The organism is Acinetobacter legionensis (assembly GCF_048552295.1).
Taxonomy (GTDB): domain Bacteria; phylum Pseudomonadota; class Gammaproteobacteria; order Pseudomonadales; family Moraxellaceae; genus Acinetobacter.
The window spans coordinates 1-14,917 of sequence record NZ_JBIMCW010000039.1; the positions used below are offsets into that span (position 1 = coordinate 1).

Sequence of the window (14,917 nt, forward strand, 5' to 3'; positions counted from 1 at the left end):
TCCCGACCCCAACCTTGGCAAGGTTATGCTCTACCAACTGAGCTATTCCCGCGGAGTCTGTCCAATTTTTTAAATAAAAAACTGAATAAAAAAATTTGAGCGGGAAAGGAGACTCGAACTCCCGACCCCAACCTTGGCAAGGTTATGCTCTACCAACTGAGCTATTCCCGCATGCGGTGTATAATACATCAACAGATGGTAGGGTCAAGATTTTTCTGCAAAGGAAAACACTAATTGCATAAAATAAAGACATTTTTATGAAAAAACTTCAAAATTTAATTTAAAAAAATCAAATCGAACAGCAAAAGCTTTGCTGAACACACAGCGATGCTCAAAGAATCCGCTATACTATGTCATTCACCCATTGATCGATCTCTAAGGAATCAGCATGAGTTTAGAACAACAATTGATTGAAAGTTTAAATCAACTTGAGCCATCACATTTAGAAGTGATCAATGAGTCTGCTGGTCATGGCGGGTATTTTCCTGGAAAAGAGTCGCATTTTAAAGTGATCATTGTCAGTGAACAATTTGCAGGGTTACGTTTGGTACAACGCCACCAAAAAGTGTACGCAGAAGCCAAAGCCTTACTCAGCCCTGGAAAAATTCATGCCTTAGCGATCCATGCTTATCTTCCAAGTGAGTGGCAAGGTCAAGCCCCAGCAAGTCCAGACTGCGCTCATGCACCTAAAGTATAAAGTGCAGAGTAATTAAAATGGATACACATTTACTGATTAAAATCATTCATATGACCAGTGTTGGGTTATTAATCTTGGTTTTTGTTTTACGCGCATCAACATTATTTATTGGAACACACAACCAGCAACCGAATCCTAAAGGGCGAGTGGCTTTTGTTGCCTTGCAACATCTTTCCCTCACTGTGGTTATATTTACAGGGCTAACTTTATTGATTATGAACGAGTTTAAAGTGCAGCCGTGGTTCTATGCGAAAATTATTTTGTTTATGGTTTTCCTTTCCTCACAAATAAAAGCCTATAAAAAGGATGATACCGTTCTTTTAACACAACGCAGAGCAGGTTTAGTGATTGGCGGAATTGCTTTGCTTGCAACTTTAGTTTTGGTGGTGCTTAAACCAGTTTTTAGTTGATTGTTAGACATGAATTTCACACTTGTATAGCGTCTAGGTTAAACTAGATACAAGTTTAAAAATAATGATAGCTTAGGGAACTTGTATGCTAACTCGTGTGGTATTTAACCAAAAAGGCGGTGTAGGAAAATCAAGTATTACGGTGAATCTTGCTGCGATTAGTGCGTATCAAGGTTTTAAAACATTGGTGATTGATTTAGATCCTCAAGCAAATTCTAGCCAATATCTTTTGGGTGATGACGCCACCTATTCTGCTGAAAAAACTGCATTAGAGCCGAATATTGAAAACTTTTTTAATGATGTACTTGGGAATCATCAACAAAAAGGATTGATTGGCAATGCCATTGGTAGCCTTTTAAAAACAAAAAATAAAGGTTTTGAGCAATATATTCATCGTTCACCTTTTAAAGATTTGGATGTATTACCCGCCAGCCCGAGCTTAGGCGAGTTAGAGCATGCGTTAGAATCAAAGCATAAAATTTATAAGTTACGTGATGCGATTCAGACCTTAACCAGTCAATATGAGCGTATTTATATTGATACACCGCCAGCATTTAACTTTTTTACCTTATCGGCACTGATCTCAGCGGATCGTGTTCTGATTCCGTTTGATTGTGATGTGTTTTCAAAACGCGCATTACAGACGCTTATTCAAAATGTCATTGAAACTCAAGATGATCATAATGATCGACTTGAAATCGAAGGCATTGTGGTCAATCAATATCAAGCTCAGGCAAAATTACCGCGTGAAGTGGTACAACAGCTTAAAGATGAAGGTTTACCAGTTTTAGAAAATATGTTGCCACCTTCTGTATTAATGAAAGAATCGCATCATAAAAATCTGCCATTAATTCATTTGGCTACAGATCATAAATTGACTCAAGCCTATCAATCATTGTTCAATGAGATTGATAAAAAATAATTTCGAGATCGTGATGAAATCATTGAAAATGACTTCTGTTAAATTATCAGTCGTTGCCTTAATGGCGCTTGTCGTATCGGCTTGTACGACGACGGTTAAACCCACTTATGTATCGCCTACGCAGTATCAGGCGATGAACTGTTTGCAATTGACGACAGAATTTAAACGTATTCAGCAATACATTAATAATGGTGTACAACCTGCGAAACGTACAGGCGTAGGTGTTGGACTAGGTGTCGGTGGTGGTTGGGGCAGCGGTGGCTGGGGTTGGGGGATTGGTCCAAGTATTTCTGTAAATTTAGGGCAATCTTCAAATACCAAAAATACTGAGCTTTCCCGACTGTATGGTGAGCAAGATGCCCTGTCTCAGGCGGCTCAATTTAAGAACTGCCCTTACGTCCCTAAACGTCAGGAAGTTAAAAAATAACGGGTTTTACGCTATAAAAAAGCCGATTTTAGAAATCGGCTTTTTTATCATTTTTAAATATGCTGTTTATTGACGGTTTGGCATTTTATTTTTATTAAAAAATTTATGACGTATATAACCAATCACACCAGGTAACACGCTGAGAATAATGATACCGAAAACCAAATGGGTGAAATTATCTTTCACAATTGGCATATTCCCGAATAAATAACCCAAGGTAATAAACGAGCCAACCCAGCAAATTGCACCGACTGCATTATAGGTTAAGAAATATTTATAATTCATGCTTCCTGCACCTGCAACAAAGGGTGCAAAAGTACGGGCAAAAGGGATAAAACGGGCAAAAATAATGGTTTTTCCACCATGTTTTTCAAAAAACTGTGATGTTTTCAGCAAGTGTTGTTTGTTGATAAATTTAGAATCAATTTCAAAAACACGCGGTCCGACATATTTCCCAATATGATAATTGAGGGTATCACCGAGCACTGCTGCAATAAATAGCAGAGTGATTAAAACCACAGGATCCATTGCACCCGTCGAAGCAGCTAAAGCGCCAGCAGCAAAAAGTAAGCTATCCCCGGGCAGGAATGGCATTACCACGAGACCTGTTTCAACAAAAATAATCAGGAATAAAATTCCATACACCCAGATACCATAATTTCTAATAAATTCAAACAGGTGTTCGTCTACGTGCAAAATAAAGTCAATCAGATCCATAAGGCAGAAACTATGCGAATTGGTGCACAAATCCTAGCAGTGTGAGTTATGAAAGTCAGTATTAAAAAGTAAATTTTTAAAACTTATTATTGTTCTTAATTTGCAACGATGAGTTTAGTTTTTAAGTATTTAACTTGAAATGTTTAGTGATTAATATGTATACATCTTCAGAACGAAATACAAATTAGGTCACACCATGTTTAATCCAAATGTTGTTGTTAAAAATATTGTGAATCAACCCACCGCCAATGCGAGTATTGCATTGATTGCACGTATTCTTATGGCATATATCTTTCTTGTTGCTGGTTGGGGCAAAATCACGGCTTACAGCGTAACTGTCGGTTATATGGAATCAATGGGTGTACCAGGTGCCATGTTACCTTTAACCATTCTGGTTGAGTTCGGTGGTGGTCTGGCATTGTTATTTGGTTTTCAGGCACGCTTTGCAGCATTTGGTTTGGGCGTATTTAGTTTGATTACTGCATTCCTATTTCATGGTGGTGAAGCAGATGCAATTAACTTTATGAAAAACTTCGCAATGGCAGGTGGTTTGTTTTTCTTGATGTTGCATGGTGCAGGGAAATTGAGTCTTGACTATGTAATAGAAAAATAATTTAAACATTAATAAAGCTTTGAAAAGCCAGATCTGTATCTGGCTTTTTTGTGTGTTCATTTAGCCTTATTCAAATGGATCAATTGGTTTATGCTATCTAAAAATATTCAATTCAGTTTTAACTATGACTCCCAGTGAACTGATGAGCATCATTAAAGCCAAAATGAACCTATAAGCTGATTATTTAAAATGATTTTTTACAAAGCTAAGGAACTTGATTGAATGGAGTGCGTACGGCTTATAAAAATGATAGAATATGGCGCTTATATTCGTTTGCCTGCATAGTTGTTGACTCATGACTACCAATACTCAAATTACTGAAGATCGTATCCTTATCTTGGATTTCGGTTCTCAATATAGCCAGCTTATTGCACGCCGTGTACGTGAAGCTGGTGTATATTCTGAAATGTATGCTTTTGATATGTCTGAAGAAGACATTCGCGCGTTTAATCCGAACGGTATCATCTTGTCTGGTGGTCCTGAAAGTGTGCATGAGGAAGGTAGTCCACGTGCGCCAGAAGTTGTATTCAACTTGGGTGTACCTGTATTGGGGATCTGCTATGGTCTGCAAACCATGTCAGAACAACTTGGCGGTAAAGTAGAGCCAGGTACTGTACATGAATTTGGTTATGCAGCAGTTGACGTTTTAGTACGTGATCAATTGCTTGGTGATTTAAATGATGGTGATGACAAACTCAATGTCTGGATGAGCCACGGTGACAAAGTTTCTGCGATTCCAGCAGGCTTTAAAGTGACTGCAAGCACACCAAGCTGTCCATTTGCTGCAGTGAGTGATGAAACGCGCCGTTTCTACGGGGTGCAATTCCACCCAGAAGTGACACATACTGCTAAAGGTGCAGAATTACTGTCTAACTTCGTTCACAGCATTTGTGGTTGCCGTAATCTTTGGAATTCTGAAAACATTATTGATTTACGTGTTGAACAATTACGTGAACAAATTGGTGATCAAAAAGTTCTTTTAGGTCTTTCAGGTGGTGTTGACTCATCTGTAGTTGCAGCATTGTTGCATAAAGCAATCGGTGACCAGCTGACCTGTGTATTCGTAGACAATGGCTTACTTCGTTTAAACGAAGGTGAGCAAGTGATGGACATGTTTGCGAAAAACATGGGGATCCGTGTGATTCGTGCTGATGCAGAAGAACGTTTCTTATCTGCACTTGCAGGCGAAGTTGATCCTGAGAAAAAACGTAAAATCATTGGCCGTGAATTTATCGAAGTTTTTGCTGAAGAAGCGCGTAAGCTTGATGGCGTAAACTTCCTTGCGCAAGGTACGATTTACCCTGACGTGATTGAGTCTGCGGCAACTAAAAATGGTAAAGCGCATGTGATTAAATCACACCATAACGTGGGTGGTTTACCTGAAGATTTAGCATTTGAATTGGTTGAGCCAATTCGTGACTTATTTAAAGATGAAGTGCGTCGTTTAGGTACAACTTTAGGTTTACCACATGAAATGCTTTATCGTCATCCATTCCCTGGTCCAGGTTTGGGCGTGCGTATCTTGGGTGAAGTGAAAAAAGAATATGCTGATATTCTTCGTCTTGCTGATGACATCTTTATGCAAGAGCTTCGTGCAAGTGGTTGGTATGATAAAACTGCACAAGCATTTGCAGTATTCCAACCAGTAAAATCGGTGGGTGTCGTGGGTGATGGCCGTCGTTATGCATGGGTCATTGCACTTCGTGCCGTGGAAACGGTTGACTTTATGACAGCTCGTTTTGCCCATCTTCCATATGAGTTGGTGGATAAAATCTCAACACGTATCATGAATGAAATTAAAGATGTTTCTCGTGTGGTGTATGACGTTTCTTCTAAACCACCAGCAACAATTGAATGGGAGTAAAATCAGGGTTTCAAAATGCAACGCATTTTGCTGATTTTACGCCAAGAGCTGTGCTCGCGGCAGCAGAGTTTTAAGAAGCGAAGCTTCTTGCCTGAATTACGCCAAGAGCTGTGCCCTCGGCAGTAGGCGGTTTCAAGAAGCGAAGTTTTTTGCCTGAATACGCCAAGAGCTATGCTCGCGTAGTTTTGAAAAGAGTTAAAGACTGATTAAAGGACGCATGAGCGTCCTTTTCTTTTGTATAGTTAAAAAATAGAATAAGTAGAGATGGTTATGGATTTTTATCACTGGTTAATGGCAGAAAAAAGATTATCACAAGCAACTGCATCTAAATATGCTTTAGTGATTAAAAATAGAATGAGTGAATGGCTTCCAAGTTATCAGTTACCAAAAAATAGCATTGAGTTTGAAGCTTTAAAACAGATGATTTTCACTTTAGATATTTATAAAGAACGAAATCGTGTGGGAAACAATATGTACTCCTCTGCAGTCAATCATTATGGAAATTATTTAAAAAAATTTGATATTCAAGATCAAACCATATTTACATCTGATCAAAATTTTACTTCAGAGGCAGAAAGACTGATTGCTATTCGGCTCACCCAAAATAAATTTAGAAAAAAATTATTTGATTTAAATCCATATTGTGCTGTGACTGGCTTCAATAATCGTCAATTATTGATAGCTTCTCATATAAAACCTTGGGCAAAAAGTGAGAATTATGAAAAAAATGATGAATACAATGGGCTATTACTCACCCCAAATTTTGATAGGCTATTTGATCATGGGCTAATTTCTTTTGATGAGAAGGGAAGTATTTTATTGAGTTATCAATTAACCGATAGTGATAAAGAGTTTTTTAAAATACCATCAAAAGCATATTTCGAATTTAATCCGAAACATCGACATTATTTAGAATTTCATCGTGATACAATTTTTGAAAAATAATTAATTCAATAAAATTTTAAAGTGTTCTAAATAGCTCATTCATTTTTTATTGGTGTAGCTTTATTAAGCATGTTGAGTTGAACCTTTTTCAAAATCGATAAAAAAGCCAGTCAACTGACTGGCTTTTGTTGCTCCAAAAGAGCGATTGCTAAATGGATTTAAACTTAGAAACGGTATCCTGCACGAACGCCGTAAGTGTTGTAGTCATCACCAAAACCTACACGACCTTCTAAGCTAACGTTTTGATTAAAGAATTTCTTCGCAGAAATACCCCATTCATCACGATCAGTTAAATCATTGTTGTAGTAGTCAGCACCTACACTTAAGGTCTTATCTAAATACAAGTCACCACGTACTTTGTACTCATCCAAGTCGCCGAATGCACCAAAAGCTTCAAAGTTAGCGTCATATTGACCTACTTTGGTTACATATTTAGCACGTACAGTTGGGTCTGCGCCGTCATCACCATTTTTAACATCATAACCTGTCACACCAAGTGCAAGTAATAAACCAGGAGCTGGTAAATAACCCACTTCAGCGCCATAAGTCGTTACTTTATTGTCGATGTTGGTGTTATCAACTTCAAGTTCATCACGACCTACACGACCACTTACATAGAAGTCTGAGTTAGGTACATAGTATTCAAGACCCGCACCATATTGGCTGTCTTTTACACCATCATTTTTGGCATAATTTACATTGGCTTTTACATTACTTGCGCGATCTAAGAATGCAGCCTCATTAAGCGGTGAATTACGAGTTTGTACTGGTTTGAAATAATAAGTACCATCTACACCAAAGCTATGAGTTGCATCAATATTATCTGGATCATTATATGTATATGAACCACCAACTTCGGCTTGGTAAGCATGTGCAGTGCCAGTTAAAGCGGCTACGGAAAAGATTGCAGATGCGATTGCTAATTTTTTCATGGAATTCGCCCCTATGAAGAATTGATTGATTTATACATGTTTAGTTACAATTTTGAGTCTAGGGCAAATATAAAAATCGTCAACCATGCTATGGTAACCGGAATGTAATATTGGTGAGTTTATGTAACAATTTTTATTTAAGTTATTGAAAATAAATGTATAAAACTTATGTGTTGTTTTATTAAAATTGTGTAGATAGTGTGGATATTGGTACGCTTTGAGTAAGGGTTGGACATAATTTGTAATAAAAAAGACATTTCAGAAATGAAATGCCTCAAAGTTTTTTGGCTTTCTAAGTGCTTAAAAACGGAAAGTTCCATTCACATTAAAAAGGTTCATGCCACTGCTAAAACCTGCTTCGGCACCAATAGCAACATTTTCATTCACAAAGTATTTGCTACGGAACCAGAGGAAATTATTATTGCTTTCATCGTCATCTTTTAAACTATATGCACTGCCGATACTGAAAGCACGGGTCAAATAGTAATCTGCAGCGAAGATAACATTGTTTTCATCGCCAAACACGCCATTCGCTTCAAGATTTAAATAATGTCCATTTTGACCAATTGGCATTACATATTTAATTTTAGCGGCAAAATCCGTTTCATCATCAAGATATTTATCACCACTGAAACCATCGACACCTGCTGCAATGAGCAAATTGCTGATCGGCATATAGCCCACCAATGCGCGATAAGTGGTGACGTTATAATCATTTTTATAACGAACTGAACCATAATTTGAATCTATGTTGCTTTTTATTTTCACTATGCCAAGCCCAATCTCACCATTGAGATAGAATTGTTCATGAAAATATTCTAAGCCACCTGTAAAGTAATGAAGATCTTTTTCATCTTTTGCTCGAGCAAGCTCATAAAATGTGCTGGTAGATAAAGGATCATAGGTTAAGTAGTCCTGACTTTCGATAGTACGATAATCGTAACCACCATAGACATTGCTATTACGGCCTAAAAATGCTGCCTCATTCAATGGGTTGTTTTTGATTTGTACAGGATCAAAATAGTATTTGCCTTTAATATCGGCTTGATAGTCTTGATCAATGTAATTGTTATCATGATCAAAAGATCTAAACCCAGCATCAAATTGCACATTGTAGGCAAAACTAGAACAGCTGATTGCGGTTAAAGCGAAAAATAAAAGAGATTGTTTCATAAGTATCCTAAATTTTTTTGTGGTGTTGTAAGGTCAGAGTTTTGTTACAAAACAACAACATTGTTCACAAAAACTACACTGTAGTCAATTGTGTTGTCTAAAAAATGCCATATCTCAACTTTTTCCACTCTGTGGTAGAATGCGTGCGAATTAAAAGACGTCAAATGTGAGATTAAAACTCGTGGAAATTAATCCTTATCTAGTTCAGCTAAAAGACTTAAATGACCGTGGTCTAACACTACGGGGGTATCTTTGACTACGATCTAAAGAAAGAGCGTTTAGAAGAGGTTCTCCGCGAGTTAGAAGATCCAGCGATCTGGAATGATCAAAGCCGTGCTCAGGCGATGGCAAAAGAAAAAGGCGAGCTTGAAAACGTGATCAACGTTTTAGAAGGCTTGGCGACACAGCTTGATGATGCACAAGCCATGCTTGATCTTGCTGTTGAAGCAGATGATGAAAGCTTATTGGCAGATGTTCAGTCGGAATTGACTGCAGCGGAAGAAGAGTTAGCAAAACTTGAATTCCGTCGTATGTTTAGTAATCCAATGGACCCAAATCCATGTTATGTGGAAATTCAAGCTGGTTCAGGCGGTACTGAAGCACAAGATTGGGCTTCAATGCTGTTACGTATGTATATGCGTTGGATCGAACGTCATGGCTTTAAAGCAGAATTGATGGAAGAATCAGATGGTGATGTTGCAGGGATTAAATCTGCAACAATCCGTGTTGAAGGCGAGTATGCTTATGGTTGGTTACGTACCGAATCTGGCGTACACCGTTTAGTGCGTAAGTCACCATTTGACTCAGGTAATCGCCGCCATACCTCATTCTCGGCAGTATTTGTATCACCTGAAGTGGACGATAATATTGAGATCGATATTAATCCTGCTGATGTGCGTACAGATACATATCGTGCATCTGGTGCAGGCGGTCAGCATATTAACAAAACCGACTCAGCAGTACGTTTGACTCACGCACCAACTGGGATTGTGGTGGCATGCCAGAACCAGCGTTCACAACATGCAAACCGTGATCATGCTTGGAAACAGTTACGTGCAAAATTGTACGAACTGGAAATGAGTAAACGTAATGAAGCTGCTCAAGCACTTGAAGATTCAAAATCGGATATTGGCTGGGGCAGTCAGATTCGTTCATATGTACTGGATGACTCTCGTATTAAAGATTTGCGTACTGGTGTTGAGAACTCGAACACGGGTGCAGTATTGGATGGCGATCTAGATAAATTTATTGAAGCCAGCTTAAAACAAGGTCTTTAATTTAAATTTTTAACAAAAGCAAAGCTTTATCTGTATTTTTGCAATATATCTAAAAAAATCGATATTAAAATCGAAAAAATGCGATATATTGGATGCAAAGATGCTGAATGGAGCTTTGCTCTGAATTGAATGTGTCTAAGATGGATATTGATTTAATTTCTAAAGCATTAGCGAATCCGACTCGCCGACAGATTTTGGAATGGCTCAAGAAGCCACAACAATATTTGTCGGAAGAGCAGTGCGGTGGCTTTGGTCGTGGTGTGTGTGCAGGGAATATCGAGAAGCTCGGTAATGTCTCTCAATCTACGATGTCAAATCATTTGTCTGTTTTGCAACAGTCAGGATTAATTCAGGCCGAGAAATATGGTCAATGGTCATATTTCTCGCGTAATGAAGCTTTAATTCAGCAATATATTGATTATCTACAAAACTCGCTTTAACGCCTGATTTCAATCAGAAAGCGAGTGATGAGGCAAATATGGCTGAACTTAACTCTCCCCTTGTACTTGGCGATTTACATTTAAAAAATCGTGTCGTGATGGCGCCTTTAACCCGTAGCCGTGCTACCGCTGATCGAGTACCCACGGCAATCATGGCTGAGCACTATGCACAGCGTGCCAGTGCAGGTTTAATCATTTCTGAAGCAACAGTGATTTCAGAACAAGCCAATGGTTATTTAAATACACCAGGGCTATTTACCGATGCGCAAGTTGAGGGCTGGAAGTCTGTGACCCAAGCGGTTCATGACCAAGGTGGTTTGATTGTGGCGCAGTTATGGCATGTGGGACGTGTCTCACATCCAGATTTACTCGATGGGGAAACACCTGTATCTGCAAGTGCAATACAACAAGCAGGACAAGTCAGCTTATTACGTCCAAAACGTGACTATGTTGTGCCACGACCTTTGGAAATCTCTGAAATTCATACCATCACCGAACAGTTTAAACAGGCTGCAATTAAAGCCAAGGCGGCTGGTTTTGATGGCGTTGAATTACATGCTGCCAACGGCTACCTGATTGATCAGTTCTTACAAAGTTCAACCAATCACCGTGAAGATGAATATGGTGGTTCTGTTGAAAACCGCGCACGTCTTTTACTTGAAGTGATGGATGCTTTAATTGAAGTATGGGGTGCAGGCCGAGTGGGCATACATTTAGCGCCTCGCGGTGATGAGCATGATATGGGGGATGCTGATCCACGTGAAACCTTTGGTTATGTCTTGGAACAATTAGGTAAACGTAAAATTGCGTTCTTCTTTACACGTGAATATTTAGCCGATGACAGTATCAGCGAATATATGAAGCGACGTTCAAACGGTGTGCCATATATTGCCAATATGCGTTTAAGTCGTGAAGATGCCATCAAACTCTTGGCATCAGGTCAAGCAGATGCGGTGTCTTTCGGTAAAGCTTATATTGCCAATCCTGATTTGTATGAACGTCTGATTCAAGACGCACCTTTGAATGAATTGGTGTTTGAAAATATGATTGGTTCACAAACTGCGGAAGGCTATATTGATTATCCTGCTTTGGGATAAAACAAAGACTGTATTTTCTCTGGATGTGAATGGAATACCCATTCACATCCACAACTCAGATAAATTTAACCAGTTTTCTTTTTGCATCGTTGACTCTTACAAGGTATATCTATCGTACGATTGCATGGATATCGCTATTGGTTAAGGCGTACAACACTACCTCTTAACCAATAAGCGTTTTTTCATCCCTGTAAAGCCAAGTTTTGCTAGTGTTGTTGCTGGTTGATGAATCAGATTTGCTCTAGCATGCGGTCGACTACCTTGCTGACAACAAATCGTTAAATATTATTCATTAACAACTGAATATGGCTCTGTTATATTTGCCCATTCATCTATATTGAGACATTCTGTTTGGCTACTCCTTTTTGGTATAACACAGCACTTAAAATCGTTAAGCCTTTGTATCAATGGCGTATCAAAAAACGTGTGAAAGATAGCGCAGAATACCAACAAGAACGTCTTGAGCGCTTTGGCCCCTTTCAAGATGTAAAGAATCAGCATGCCATTTGGTTTCATTGTGTTTCAGTCGGAGAAACCAATGCTGCTCAGCCTTTAATCGAACATTATTTAAAAGCAGGTCATGCTGTTTTAGTCACCAATACGACAAAAACAGGTCAAGCACGTGCCAAATCGTTATTCTTAAAAGCACCTTATCAAGCATTATTTCAAGCGGTATATTTGCCTGCCGATCAGCGCTATTTAGTTGCTGATTTTTATCAGAAATACCAACCCAAATTACTGATTTTGGTTGAAACTGAACTATGGCCAAATCTTATTGATCTAGCTCAACAGTTTAAAGTGCCTTGTATTTTAGTGAATGCACGGCTTTCAGAAAAATCTGCCAAAGGCTATGCCAAAGTTCCAAGCCTAACCCGTCCAATGCTACAGAAATTAGATCAGTTATTGGCGCAAGATGTTGCAACGCAGCAACGCTTTATTGATCTAGGTATACCACAAAATAAAACACAAGTACTTGGAAGTATTAAATTTGATATTTCTGCACCTGAACAATTTATCCATAAAGCACAACAGTTGCAGCAGGACTGGAATTTAGCAAGTCGAAAAATCATCACCATCGCCAGTACACACGCACCTGAAGAAGAAAAATTATTTCTCGCATTTAAAACCTATTTAGAACAATATCCAGATTGGTTGTTAATCGTTGTCCCGCGCCATCCTGAACGTTTTGATGAGGTTTTTGCTGCTGCACAAAGTTTAAATTTAACAACACAGCGTCGTAGCTTAGAGCAGGCGATCGAGTCGAATACCCAAGTCTATTTGGCAGACAGTATGGGTGAAATGTGGCTGTGGTATGCATTGAGTCAGGCATGTTTTGTTGGTGGGTCGTTAAATGAACCCGGTGGTGGACATAATATTTTAGAACCTATGGTTTTAGATGTACCCACCGTGATTGGACCGCATTATTTTAATTTTCAAGCCATTGTGGATGAGTTCTTACAGGCAGATGCCTTAAAAGTGGGGCAAACTGTTGATGAGGTGGTTCAGTTATTGGTGCGCTGTTTGGAAGATCAAGCTTTTGCCCAGCAATTAGGCCAGCATGCGATTGATGTTTTAAAGCGTAATCAGGGTTCTTTATACAAACATATTGCAGTGATTGATCAGTATTTATAATTTATACATTGTTGATGAATAAACACCATCAGCTAAAAGTAAAACGAACCAGAATTTTTTATGAACATCGTCCTTCTTGATCCTCGTCAAACACAAGCTGAAACTTGGACAATCAGTTCAAAAAGGCAAGTTGAACATTTGCACATGCATCTTGCTGCCAAAGTTGGAGATACGCTTAAGGTTGGCGTTCGGGGTGCCAGTCGTTATTTAACTGAAATTGTTGATATTTCAGAACATACGATTTTACTTCGACCGATTCAAGGAGAGCCTGTTCCAGCAAAATTGCCCGTAACTTTAATTGTGGCATTACCACGCCCCAAAGTGTTACGCCGCTTAATTATGGATGCGGTGACACTGGGGGTAGAAAAATTAATTTTGATTCATAGTTATCGCGTTGATAAAAGTTATTGGCAAAGCCCTTTTTTACAGCAAATTGATCATTACATTACCTTGGGATTAGAACAGGCGGGGGATACCATCGCTCCTCAAATTGAACTTTACAAACGCTTTAAACCCTTTGTTGAAGATGTCTTACCTAGCTTCATTACGCCACAAAATCCTGCTTATGTGGCGCATCCGTATACTGAACAGAAAATGCCATTTGCTATCGATCATTCATGTACTGTGATCATTGGACCTGAAGGGGGTTTTATACCTTATGAGGTGGATTTACTGATAAAAAACGGCTGCCAAGCAGTGAGCTTAGGCAACCGTATTTTGCGTACTGAAACCGCGATCCCTTATGTATTGGGGCGCTTATTTAGCACGAGCTGATTCGATGTCATCCGCTGATGGATCACCGCGGTAGACTTTGACTTCCTGAACAGGATAAGGAATCGAAATATTATTATCCGCAAAGGCTTCTAGCACACGTTCTTGAATTTCACTGATCGAAGCCGCAGTAACCACTTGCGTGGTATCTACCCACCAACGAACGGTTAAATTGACAGAGAAATCCGCCAAAGCAGAAACATTCACAGTAAAGCCCGGCTGGCTTAAAATACGTTGATCTTTATCAAGCAATTTAAGAATAATGTCTTTGGCTTTCTGTACATCATCTTCATAACCAATCCCAACCACAAACTCACAACGACGGCGTTGGTAAGCGGTATTTACCGTCACGGCACTGGTATACACAGTTGCGTTTGGAATCACGATACGTCGTCCATCAGGGGAACGTAAAAAAGTTGCACGAATTTGAATATCTTCGACAGTACCTTCCATATTGTTGACAATGATGTCATCACCAATCTTGAACGGTTCACCTAAAAGAATCAAAATTCCAGAAAGTAGATTTTGGAAAATATCTTTAAATGCAAAACCAATCGCGACCGAACCAATCCCCAAAGCACTCATCAGTTGAGCAGGGGTAAAGCCTGGAATTGCAATGACCATGGCAATTAAAAAGCCAAAAAAGATAATTGCGGTACTGCCGACACGATTCAGTACCAGAACTAAATTTTGGCGCGTATAGGTACGATTTTCGAGTGTTCTACGGACAAAAAATTTAAAAAGCTTAGACAGCAACCAAAAAATAGTGATAACGATCAGCGCAATACATAAATATGGCATACGCTCCCAAAAACCATCGACAAATTTATCGATGGTTGAGTATGCGTCTTTATATTTTTCAGTATGTTGAATCACTGTTTGTGCAGTTTTTTCGCCTGCAGAATGGATCAATTGAGTCGTGTCTTGCGCAACGGTACTCAATGCATTTGCTTCTTCAGCCACAATCATGTCCAATAAAATAATTGGCATATTTTGCCTG

The 14,917-nt window shown here is 39.0% G+C and carries 16 protein-coding genes and 1 tRNA gene; 12 read left to right on the forward strand and 5 right to left on the reverse strand.

The features are described from left to right. Positions 1–98 precede the first annotated feature (98 nt). Positions 99–171 (reverse strand) — tRNA-Gly (locus ACG916_RS19820). A 217-nt stretch (positions 172–388) separates the two neighbouring features. On the opposite strand from ACG916_RS19820, the gene ACG916_RS19825 reads away from it, so the two are divergent. From ACG916_RS19825 to ACG916_RS19840, 4 genes are all read left to right on the forward strand, one after another. Beyond that, positions 389–697, forward strand: a complete 309-nt coding sequence (locus tag ACG916_RS19825) for a BolA family protein (RefSeq protein ID WP_004723487.1) — start codon at positions 389–391, stop codon at positions 695–697. A 17-nt stretch (positions 698–714) separates the two neighbouring features. Next, positions 715–1,107 (forward strand): SirB2 family protein, encoded by a 393-nt coding sequence (locus ACG916_RS19830; protein ID WP_004723485.1) that lies wholly within the window; start codon positions 715–717, stop codon positions 1,105–1,107. Positions 1,108–1,192: 85 nt separating this feature from the next. Further along, positions 1,193–2,029, forward strand: a complete 837-nt coding sequence (locus ACG916_RS19835; protein WP_004723483.1) for a ParA family protein — start codon at positions 1,193–1,195, stop codon at positions 2,027–2,029. A 13-nt stretch (positions 2,030–2,042) separates the two neighbouring features. After that, positions 2,043–2,456: a hypothetical protein gene (locus tag ACG916_RS19840; protein ID WP_419330561.1), complete on the forward strand. Its 414-nt coding sequence runs from the start codon at positions 2,043–2,045 to the stop codon at positions 2,454–2,456. A 66-nt stretch (positions 2,457–2,522) separates the two neighbouring features. On the opposite strand, the gene ACG916_RS19845 is transcribed toward ACG916_RS19840, so the two are convergent. After that, on the reverse strand, positions 2,523–3,173 hold the full coding sequence (locus tag ACG916_RS19845) for a DedA family protein (protein WP_166782837.1): 651 nt from the start codon (positions 3,171–3,173) through the stop codon (positions 2,523–2,525). 196 nt (positions 3,174–3,369) lie between these two features. Between ACG916_RS19845 and ACG916_RS19850 the strand changes: the two genes are divergently transcribed. From ACG916_RS19850 to ACG916_RS19860, 3 genes are all read left to right on the forward strand, one after another. Beyond that, positions 3,370–3,786, forward strand: a complete 417-nt coding sequence (locus tag ACG916_RS19850; RefSeq protein ID WP_419330563.1) for a DoxX family protein — start codon at positions 3,370–3,372, stop codon at positions 3,784–3,786. Between the two features lie 295 nt (positions 3,787–4,081). Continuing rightward, a complete protein-coding gene (gene guaA, locus ACG916_RS19855; protein ID WP_004823655.1) occupies positions 4,082–5,650 on the forward strand; it encodes a glutamine-hydrolyzing GMP synthase in 1,569 nt (522 codons plus the stop codon). A 270-nt stretch (positions 5,651–5,920) separates the two neighbouring features. Continuing rightward, positions 5,921–6,595, forward strand: a complete 675-nt coding sequence (locus ACG916_RS19860) for an HNH endonuclease (RefSeq protein ID WP_419330565.1) — start codon at positions 5,921–5,923, stop codon at positions 6,593–6,595. A 164-nt stretch (positions 6,596–6,759) separates the two neighbouring features. Here the strand turns inward: ACG916_RS19860 and ACG916_RS19865 are convergent, their stop codons facing one another. Together ACG916_RS19865 and ACG916_RS19870 are read right to left on the reverse strand one after the other, a co-directional pair. Next, on the reverse strand, positions 6,760–7,527 hold the full coding sequence (locus ACG916_RS19865) for a putative porin (RefSeq protein ID WP_419330567.1): 768 nt from the start codon (positions 7,525–7,527) through the stop codon (positions 6,760–6,762). Between the two features lie 300 nt (positions 7,528–7,827). Beyond that, positions 7,828–8,706 carry a putative porin gene (locus tag ACG916_RS19870; protein ID WP_324099801.1) on the reverse strand — a complete coding sequence of 293 codons (879 nt, stop codon included), beginning with the start codon at positions 8,704–8,706 and terminating at the stop codon, positions 7,828–7,830. 175 nt (positions 8,707–8,881) lie between these two features. Between ACG916_RS19870 and prfB the strand changes: the two genes are divergently transcribed. From prfB to ACG916_RS19895, 5 genes are all read left to right on the forward strand, one after another. Next, a protein-coding gene (gene prfB / locus ACG916_RS19875) for a peptide chain release factor 2 (RefSeq protein WP_096735380.1) occupies positions 8,882–9,977 on the forward strand; the annotation gives its coding sequence in 2 pieces (ribosomal slippage) (positions 8,882–8,953 and positions 8,955–9,977; 1,095 coding nt in all). 140 nt (positions 9,978–10,117) lie between these two features. Further along, positions 10,118–10,417, forward strand: a complete 300-nt coding sequence (locus ACG916_RS19880) for an ArsR/SmtB family transcription factor (protein ID WP_034614967.1) — start codon at positions 10,118–10,120, stop codon at positions 10,415–10,417. 38 nt (positions 10,418–10,455) lie between these two features. Continuing rightward, a complete protein-coding gene (locus ACG916_RS19885) occupies positions 10,456–11,514 on the forward strand; it encodes an alkene reductase (protein ID WP_004723473.1) in 1,059 nt (352 codons plus the stop codon). Positions 11,515–11,865: 351 nt separating this feature from the next. Further along, the gene (locus ACG916_RS19890; protein WP_419330568.1) at positions 11,866–13,146 is read left to right on the forward strand and encodes a 3-deoxy-D-manno-octulosonic acid transferase; all 1,281 of its coding nucleotides are present in this window, start codon (positions 11,866–11,868) and stop codon (positions 13,144–13,146) included. 60 nt (positions 13,147–13,206) lie between these two features. Next, positions 13,207–13,920 carry a 16S rRNA (uracil(1498)-N(3))-methyltransferase gene (locus tag ACG916_RS19895; RefSeq protein ID WP_419313371.1) on the forward strand — a complete coding sequence of 238 codons (714 nt, stop codon included), beginning with the start codon at positions 13,207–13,209 and terminating at the stop codon, positions 13,918–13,920. On the opposite strand, the gene ACG916_RS19900 is transcribed toward ACG916_RS19895, so the two are convergent. Further along, entirely contained in the window at positions 13,903–14,886 is a 984-nt protein-coding gene (locus tag ACG916_RS19900; RefSeq protein WP_373868811.1) for a mechanosensitive ion channel family protein, read from the reverse strand. The genes ACG916_RS19895 and ACG916_RS19900 overlap by 18 nt on opposite strands. Positions 14,887–14,917 lie beyond the last annotated feature (31 nt).